Annotated in this window: 7 protein-coding genes; 5 read left to right on the top strand and 2 right to left on the bottom strand. The window is 49.0% G+C overall.

Going from position 1 to position 8,539, the window contains the following annotated elements:
* A partial coding sequence (locus tag AC1WIP_RS07250; protein ID WP_481141222.1) for a glycoside hydrolase family 3 C-terminal domain-containing protein occupies positions 1 to 1,684 on the top strand: 1,684 nt, incomplete at its 5' end.
* 75 nt (positions 1,685 to 1,759) lie between these two features.
* Here AC1WIP_RS07250 and AC1WIP_RS07245 read toward each other — a convergent pair.
* Together AC1WIP_RS07245 and AC1WIP_RS07240 are read right to left on the bottom strand one after the other, a co-directional pair.
* Positions 1,760 to 2,563 (bottom strand): ABC transporter permease, encoded by an 804-nt coding sequence (locus AC1WIP_RS07245; protein WP_481141221.1) that lies wholly within the window; start codon positions 2,561 to 2,563, stop codon positions 1,760 to 1,762.
* A complete protein-coding gene (locus tag AC1WIP_RS07240; protein ID WP_481141220.1) occupies positions 2,544 to 3,320 on the bottom strand; it encodes an ABC transporter ATP-binding protein in 777 nt (258 codons plus the stop codon). The genes AC1WIP_RS07245 and AC1WIP_RS07240 overlap by 20 nt, the downstream gene beginning before the upstream one ends.
* Before the next feature lie 155 nt (positions 3,321 to 3,475).
* Here AC1WIP_RS07240 and argH point away from each other — a divergent pair, with 155 nt between their 5' ends.
* From argH to AC1WIP_RS07220, 4 genes are all read left to right on the top strand, one after another.
* The gene (gene argH / locus AC1WIP_RS07235) at positions 3,476 to 4,903 is read left to right on the top strand and encodes an argininosuccinate lyase (protein ID WP_481141219.1); all 1,428 of its coding nucleotides are present in this window, start codon (positions 3,476 to 3,478) and stop codon (positions 4,901 to 4,903) included.
* A 33-nt stretch (positions 4,904 to 4,936) separates the two neighbouring features.
* Complete coding sequence (gene asd, locus AC1WIP_RS07230) at positions 4,937 to 6,022, top strand: aspartate-semialdehyde dehydrogenase (protein ID WP_481141218.1); 1,086 nt, start codon at positions 4,937 to 4,939, stop codon at positions 6,020 to 6,022.
* A 52-nt stretch (positions 6,023 to 6,074) separates the two neighbouring features.
* Positions 6,075 to 7,802 carry a putative bifunctional diguanylate cyclase/phosphodiesterase gene (locus tag AC1WIP_RS07225; protein ID WP_481141217.1) on the top strand — a complete coding sequence of 576 codons (1,728 nt, stop codon included), beginning with the start codon at positions 6,075 to 6,077 and terminating at the stop codon, positions 7,800 to 7,802.
* Between the two features lie 16 nt (positions 7,803 to 7,818).
* On the top strand, positions 7,819 to 8,539 hold a 721-nt coding region (locus AC1WIP_RS07220), incomplete at its 3' end, for a DNA topoisomerase (RefSeq protein WP_481141216.1).

Genomic DNA, 8,539 nt, shown 5'->3' with positions numbered 1-8,539 from the left:
CAATAAAATAAACGGTGTCTATGCGGCAGAAAATAAAACCTATCTTACAGATGTGCTGAGAAAGGAGTGGGGCTTTGACGGCTATGTGGTAAGCGACTGGGGCGCCGTGAACAGCCGTGTGGAGGATCTGGCTGCAGGCCTTGATCTGGAGATGCCCTCCTCAAACGGGGAGAATGACCAGCTGATTGTGACAGCGGTGAAAGAGGGCAGGCTTTCTGAGGAGATTTTGGATCAGGCGGTGGCAAGAATCCTGAATATAGTGTTCCGCTTTGCGGAAAATCGGGATAAAACTGCCGTGTTTGACAGGGATGCAGACCATGAGGCGGCAAGGAAAATTGCGGAGGAGACCATAGTCCTTTTAAAGAATGACGGCGTACTGCCCCTGGATGAGTCGGAAAAAATCGCATTTATCGGGAAATATGCGAAAAAACCCCGCTATCAGGGAGGTGGAAGCTCCCACATCAACAGCCATAAGGTGACTTCGGCCATGGATGCAGCTGTGGCAAATCCCAACATTATTTTTGCCCAGGGCTTTGATGATGAGAGAGATGAAATAAATGAAACGCTGGTGAAGGAGGCTGTGGAGGCCGCAAAAGGAGCGAAGGCCGCGGTAATTTTTGCAGGCCTGCCGGACGCTTTTGAATCGGAGGGCTTTGACCGAACACATATGCGCATACCGGACTGCCAGAATGCGTTGATCGACGAGATTTTAAAGGTACAGGAAAATGTGATTGTAGTGCTGCACAATGGTTCTCCGGTAGAAATGCCCTGGGCAGACAAGGTTAAGGGTATCGTGGAAGCCTATCTGAGCGGCCAGGCCGTGGGAGCGGCAGAATATGATATCTTATTTGGCAGGGTAAATCCCAGCGCCAAGCTGCCGGAAACCTTCCCTGTGAAATTGGAGGACAATCCCTCTTATCTGTTTTTCCCCGGGGAAGGAAACAGCGTGGATTACCGGGAGGGAATTTTTGTGGGATACCGGTATTATGACAAAAAGAAAATGGAAGTATTGTTCCCCTTTGGACACGGCTTATCCTACACGGAGTTTACCTATTCCAATCTGCGGGCTGACAGGCAGAAGCTAAAGGATACGGATACCCTTACTGTAAGTGTGGATATTACAAACACGGGGAAACGCGCAGGAAAAGAGATCGTCCAGCTCTATGTCCGGGATAAAGAAAGCTCTGTGCTGCGGCCCCAAAAGGAGCTTCGGGATTTTGCAAAGATCGCTCTTTTGCCGGGAGAGACAAAGACAGTTTCCTTTACTTTGGGCAAGCGGGCCTTTGCATACTACAACACGGAGATTCACGACTGGTATGTGGAATCCGGGGAATTTGATATTCTGATCGGAAAGTCCTCCCGGGATATTGCCCTTTGCCAGACTGTAATTGTTGAGTCCACAACCCAGATAAAGAGAACCTATGACGGGGATTCCATTTATGAGGATATATACAAGGATCCGGCGGCAAGGGCAGTGCTGGAGCGTCTGCAGAAAAAGCAGAGAATGCTGACAGACGCAAAAGAGGAAACGGAGCCGGAAAAGGGCAGCGCCGCCAAGGAAGCCATCACAGAGGAAATGGAGATGGCAATGATGAAATATATGCCCCTGCGGGGAATGCTGAGCTTTGACAAGGGCTCTCGAAAGGAGCTTGAGGAGATACTAAAAGAGCTTAACAGTCTGTAAAAAAGCAGGGAATTCTTCGCCAAAGGAGAGTCAGGAGATTCCCTTCCTGACTCCCTTTTTTGGGCACGGACATTTTCAGCCCTTTCTGATATGATGCTCAATCTGCTGGATTCCCCGGTACAGGCCAAAGGCGATCAGACAAAGGATCACCACGGCCATAATCACCAAATCCAGCTGGAATACCTGGGAGCCATATATGATCAGATATCCAAGTCCCTGTCTTGCGGCAAGAAATTCGCCGATGATCACGCCTACCAGGGCAAGGCCGATATTGACCTTGGTGGTGCTTAAAAGCACGGGCACGGAGCTTGGGAGAATTACTTTGAAAAAGGCGTCCCGTTTTTTCCCTCCAAGGGTGTAGATAAGAGTCACCTTCTCGGAATCACTCTGCTTAAAGCCTGTGTAAAAGCTGATGATTGATCCGAACAGAGCCACGGATATGCCTGCTACGATTATGGTTTTTGTTCCTGTTCCCAGCCATACGATAAACAGCGGAGCCAGGGCAGATTTCGGCAGACTGTTTAAAATGACCAGATAAGGTTCTAAAATCTCTGAAAGCTTCGTAGAATACCATAGCAGCGTGGCGCTGATCAGGCTGATGAGAAACACCAAAAGAAAGCTTAGAAGGGTTTCCCAAAGGGTGATGCCAATGTGGAGGAAGATGGTGCGGTCAGCACAAAGCTCTGCAAAAAGCAGCGCTACACGGCTTGGGCTGGAAAAGAAAAAGCTGTCTATCCAGCCAAGATCAGCGCTCACCTCCCATAAAACCAAAAAAAGGACTAATATCAGGAAGCGCCAGGAGGTAATCAGGTGATGGTGTCTTTTGCGGCTTTTTACAAATTCCTCCTGCTTTGTTAATTCACATTTCTTTTCTTTCACAGCCAAGCTCCTCCCACAGTTGATTGAAATAAGATTGAAATTCCGGTGCGTTTCTTGCGGCTAAGGGCGAATCGTCGGACAGGGTCAGATGAATGGGAACCTCCATTTTTACCACGGCCGGTCTTGCAGACAGGATGATCACCCGGTCTGCAAGGCTGATGGCCTCGGAGAGATCATGGGTAATGATGATCATGGTTTTTCCGGCAGCCCGTATCAGCTGGCAGATATCCGAAGAAACCATAAGTCTTGTCTGGTAATCCAGAGCGCTGAAGGGCTCATCCAGAAGAAGCAGCTGGGGGTCCAGGGCCAGAGTCCGTATCAGCGCCGCCCGCTGCTTCATGCCCCCGGACAGCTCGCTTGGACGTTTGTCCCGGAATTTATCCAGCCCGTAATCAAAAAGCAGCTGGTCTACATGGGCCAGCCTCTCCGGGGTCATCATATGGTTGATTTCCAGTCCCAAAACCACATTTTTGTATACAGTGCGCCATTCAAAGAGATGATCCCGCTGAAGCATATATCCAACCCTGGGGTAATGGAGGGAACCGTCCGGATTGTTTACTGCGATGGTGCCGCTTTCCGGTGGAAGCAGGCCGGATATAATGGAAAGCAGTGTGGATTTTCCGCAGCCGCTTGGACCCACCACCGCCACAAATTCCCCTTCCCCCACGCCGAAAGAAATGTTTTCAAGGGCCTTTGTTTCTCCTTGAAGGCTGTGATAGGAATAGCCGATGTTTTTAAGCTCCAAGATGTTCTGCATAAAGGACATACCCTTTCGTGATTATGAAATAAATTTATCATATATTATGATAAAGGCGGAAAAAGGGTGTAAAACTAACGGTACACTGTATTGCAGAAAAGCGTTTTTTATGGTAATATCAATTTCGAGTTTAAAAAAAAGACAGGAGACAGGCTATGGCACAGTTGTGGGGCGGACGCTTTACCAAAGAAACGGACCGGATGGTTTATGAGTTTAATGCGTCCATACAGTTTGACAAGCGTTTATTCCACCAGGATATAGAGGGCAGCATCGCCCATGTCATCATGCTTTCCAAGCAGGGGATTCTCACATCCGCAGAGCGGGATGACATTATCAAGGGACTTACGGGAATACGGGATGATGTAGACAGAGGCGATCTGGAGATCGGCCCGGAATATGAGGATATTCACAGCTTTGTGGAGGCCAAGCTTATCAGCCGGATCGGAGAGGCTGGAAAGAAGCTTCATACAGGCAGGAGCAGAAACGATCAGGTGGCGTTAGACATGAAGCTGTATACCAGACTGCAGGTTTTGAAAACAGACGACCTGTTAAAGTCCCTTTTAGAGGTAATTCTCCACACCATGGAGGAAAATCTGGAAACCTATATGCCTGGATTTACCCATCTGCAGAAGGCCCAGCCCACAACCCTTGCCCATCATTATGGCGCCTACTTTGAAATGTTCAAGCGCGACAGGCTTCGGATGAAGGATATTTACTGCCGCATGAATTACTGCCCTCTGGGAGCGGGAGCCCTGGCGGGAACCACCTATCCTCTGGACAGAAGCTACACCTCTTCTCTGATGGGGTTTGAGGGGCCCACCTTAAACAGTATGGATTCCGTAGCCGACAGAGATTATCTGATAGAATTTCTTGCAGCGCTGTCCACTGTGATGATGCACTTAAGCCGTTTCTGTGAAGAGATTATATTGTGGAATTCCAATGAATATCAGTTTGTGGAGCTGGATGACGCTTACTCCACCGGAAGCAGCATCATGCCCCAGAAAAAAAATCCTGATATCGCGGAGCTGGTGAGAGGAAAAACAGGCCGGGTATACGGCGCGCTGGTTTCTCTTCTTACGACCATGAAGGGGCTGCCCCTTGCCTATAATAAGGATATGCAGGAGGACAAGGAGGTCTCCTTTGACGCCATGGATACGGTGCAGAATTGTCTGATTCTGTTTACAGGGATGCTGAAAACCATGAGATTTAAAAAGGACCGCATGGAAAAAAGTGCGGTGAACGGTTTCAGCAATGCCACGGACGCTGCGGACTACCTGGTGAACAAAGGGGTTCCCTTCCGGGATGCACATGCTGTTATAGGAAGACTGGTATTGTACTGTATTGACAAGGATACCTCTATTGATGCCTTAAGCCTTGAGGAGCTGCAGGCCATCAGCGATAGATTTGAGCCTGACTTTTACGAGGCGGTTTCCTTAAAGACCTGTGTGGAAAAAAGGCTTACCATCGGCGCGCCTGGGCCGGAGGCCATGAAGAAGGTAATCGAGGTAAACCGAAAATATCTGCAGGAGGACAGAATTGATATTCTGCCGGACAATGTGACCTTAAACCCGCAGAAACAATAGATTATCCGGCTGCGCCGGGAGGAGGAAAAATATATGAGTGAGAAATTAAAGGTTGGTATTTTAGGCGGAACAGGCATGGTGGGACAGCGCTTTATTTCCCTTCTGGAAAATCACCCCTGGTTTGAGGTGACTACCATAGCGGCAAGCCCCCGTTCTGCGGGAAAGACCTATGAAGAGGCAGTGGGAGGCAGATGGAAGATGGACACCCCTATGCCGGAGGCGGTAAAAGGTCTTGTTGTCATGAATGTGAATGAAGTGGAGGCGGTGGCGTCTCAGGTGGACTTTGTATTCAGCGCAGTGGATATGACCAAGGAGGAGATCAAAAAGATAGAGGAGGCTTATGCCAAGACAGAAACTCCCGTAGTATCCAACAACAGCGCTCACAGATGGACGCCCGACGTTCCCATGGTGATACCGGAGATTAATCCTCAGCATATGGAAGTGATAGAATATCAGAGAAAGCGTCTTGGAACAAAAAGAGGCTTTGTTGCGGTAAAGCCAAACTGCTCCATTCAGAGCTACGCGCCTGTGCTTACAGCGTGGAAGGAGTTTGAGCCCTATGAAGTAGTGGCAACTACCTATCAGGCTATCTCAGGAGCCGGCAAGACCTTTCAGGACTGGCCGGAAATGGTGGGAAACATTATCCCCTATATTGGCGGAGAAGAGGAGAAAAGCGAGAAGGAGCCCTTGCGCATCTGGGGCTCCATACAGGACGGCGTGATTGTGCCGGCCCAGTCTCCTGTCATCACCTGTCAATGTATCCGGGTGCCGGTTTTGAACGGCCATACGGCGGCGGTCTTTGTGAAATTTAAAAAGAAGCCTTCAAAGGAGCAGCTCATCGAGAAGCTTGTATCCTTCAGCGGAGAGCCTCAAAGACTTGGGCTTCCCAGCGCACCTAAGCAGTTTATCCAGTATCTTGAGGAGGAAAACAGACCGCAGGTGGCTTTGGATGTGGACTATGAAAAGGGCATGGGAATCAGCGTGGGAAGGCTGCGAGAGGATACAGTATATGATTATAAGTTTGTAGGGCTGTCTCACAATACGGTTCGGGGAGCCGCAGGCGGAGCGATTCTTTGTGCGGAGCTGTTAAAGGCCCAGGGGTACATCACAAAACGATAACAGGGTTTTGTCTGTCGGGCTTTGCCCGTTTCGGATATTGGGGAGGCATATTATGAATGAAATGCGCTATCAATTAAATCTGTTGAAGGCGATGAACCAAAAGCTGGCGGCAAAGGAACGCATGTACCATATGGTGTGCGATGCCTCTGCCGAGGCTTTTCTGTATTATTCTTTTGAGAAAAACGAAGTTGTCACTTTGGGGAAGTGGCATGATTTCTTTGATTTTGAAATGCGCGACATGAAGCAGATAACTGGGCTTTTTGACGCTGTGGACGAATCCTGCCTGCTTAAGCTGAGAGACGTTTTGTTTTTGGAAAAAAGTGGAGAAGCTTCTCTGACGGCAGAATGTCTTATGAAGGATAAAAAGCGGTGGTTTCGGTTTTGCGCCAATGTAACCTATGACGCCATGGGACAGCCCCAGGATAAGGTGATCTGTGTCTCCGACATCACAAAATTTAAGAACCAGAATGAAGAGCTTACCTACATGGCGTATTATGACGGGCTCACAGGACTCTACAACCGCAATTATTTTGTGCGCCAGCTGGGCGAATTTGTGAGAACTGCCAAGGAAAGAAACAGTGTGGTCAGCGTGCTGGTGATCGACATCGACGATTTTAGAAAGATAAATGACGGTATGGGCCTGGTAGTCGGGGACGAGCTGGTCCAGCAGTTTGGCAGCTTTTTAAAGGAGCTGTGCAGCAAAGAGGTAATCGTCTGTCATTTAAGCAGTGATGTGTATTGTATGGCCATTTATGAGCCCATGGGAGACCACAGCGTGGAGCATATACACAAGACCATACAGAAGCGGACGAGGGAGCCCTTTTGCTTGAGCAGCGGCCAGGAGCTTCAGATTACCGTCAGCATAGGCGTTGCAGAGTTTCCCGAGGCGGCGTCCTCGGCCCTTGAGCTGATGAAGTGTGCGGAGATCGTCATGTTTAAGGGGAAGAGCGCCGGAAAGAATACCATACGGTATTTTAACGCTTCCATACTGAATGAATTTCTGGAGACGGTTGAGCTGGAAAACAAGCTCAAGGAAGCTGTGTTCAAGAAAAATTTTGTACTGTATTTTCAGCCCCAGTTTTATGCGGGGAACCAAAAGCTGCGCGGGGTTGAGGCGCTTGTGAGATGGCGGGAGGAGGACGGGAAGATGATAAGTCCTTCCGTGTTTATTCCTATTGCGGAGAAAAACGGCGCCATTATTCCCATCGGAAACTGGGTGGTGGAACAGAGCATCAAGCAGTATGCTGCCTGGCGGAAGCAATATGGGGTTTCCTTTATCATATCCATCAATATATCCGCGCTGCAGTGCGCAAGAGACGATTTTGTGGATTCTCTTTTAAAGACCATCCGGAAATATCAGGTAGACCCCTCCGACGTAGAATTGGAAATTACGGAGAGCATCCTGATCAATGACTTTGACATGGTTTCCGATAAGCTCAAACAGCTGCACGCCTGTGGGATCAAAATATCCCTGGATGACTTCGGCACAGGATTTTCTTCTCTGTCCTATTTAAAACAGCTTCCCATAGATACGCTAAAGCTTGACAAAAGCTTTACCGATACGGTTTTGACGGATTCTGCCACCAGGGTGATCACAGAATCCATCATCAATATGGTGGAATGCCTGGGCTTTGAGTCCATCGCCGAGGGTGTGGAGGATGAACAGCAGTATAAGTACCTGCATGCCATCGGCTGTGACGTGATTCAGGGGTATCTTTGTGGAAAGCCGCAGCCGCCGGAGGAGCTGGAAAAGCTTTTTCAGAAGGCCTTCACAGTTTAAGTGAGGACATAGATTCGTGGGCAAAAACTTATTTATAGCGGAAAAACCCAGTGTGGCAAGGGAATTTGCCGCCGCACTGAAAATAAATATGAAATCCAGGGAAGGGTACCTGGAGGGCGGGGAGGCCATTGTCACCTGGTGTGTGGGACATCTGGTGACAATGAGCTATCCGGAAGCCTATGACGAGAAATACAGACGATGGAGCTTTGATACCATTCCCTTTATCCCGGAAACCTTTCGTTATGAGGTAATCGAAAGTGCCCGCAAGCAGTATTCCATTGTGAGCGGACTGCTTAACCGTCCAGACGTAAGCACCATTTATGTCTGCACCGACTCGGGACGAGAAGGAGAGTATATTTACCGTCTGGTGGAGCAGATGGCTCAAGTACAGGGCAAGGAACGAAAAAGGGTCTGGATTGATTCCCAGACAGAAGAAGAAATTTTAAGAGGAATCCGCGAGGCTAAGGACCTGAAGGAATATGACAACTTAAGCCACGCGGCTTATTTGCGTGCCAAAGAGGACTATCTGATGGGAATTAATTTTTCCAGGGCCCTGACGTTGAAATACGGGAGGACTCTGCGGGACTACCTGAAACGGGATAAGGCGGTTATTTCCGTGGGCCGTGTTATGACCTGTGTCCTTGGCATGATCGTCAACCGCGAGCGGGAAATCCGTTCCTTTGTAAAGACTCCCTTTTACCGGGTGATCGGAAATTTCAAGCTGCAGGAGAAATGCT

It is taken from the genome of Acetatifactor sp. (assembly GCF_982438285.1).
Note: the sequence above shows the minus strand (reverse complement) of the source record. Positions and strands in the feature narration are given on the sequence as shown.

Bases quoted from the DNA above. Each gene is read 5' to 3' on its own strand.
- AC1WIP_RS07240 (WP_481141220.1), bottom strand. From the start codon at position 3,320: ATGCAGAACATCTTGGAGCTTAAAAACATCGGCTATTCCTATCACAGC.
- asd (WP_481141218.1), top strand. From the start codon at position 4,937: ATGAGTGAGAAATTAAAGGTTGGTATTTTAGGCGGAACAGGCATGGTG.
- AC1WIP_RS07225 (WP_481141217.1), top strand. From the start codon at position 6,075: ATGAATGAAATGCGCTATCAATTAAATCTGTTGAAGGCGATGAACCAA.
- argH (WP_481141219.1), top strand. From the start codon at position 3,476: ATGGCACAGTTGTGGGGCGGACGCTTTACCAAAGAAACGGACCGGATG.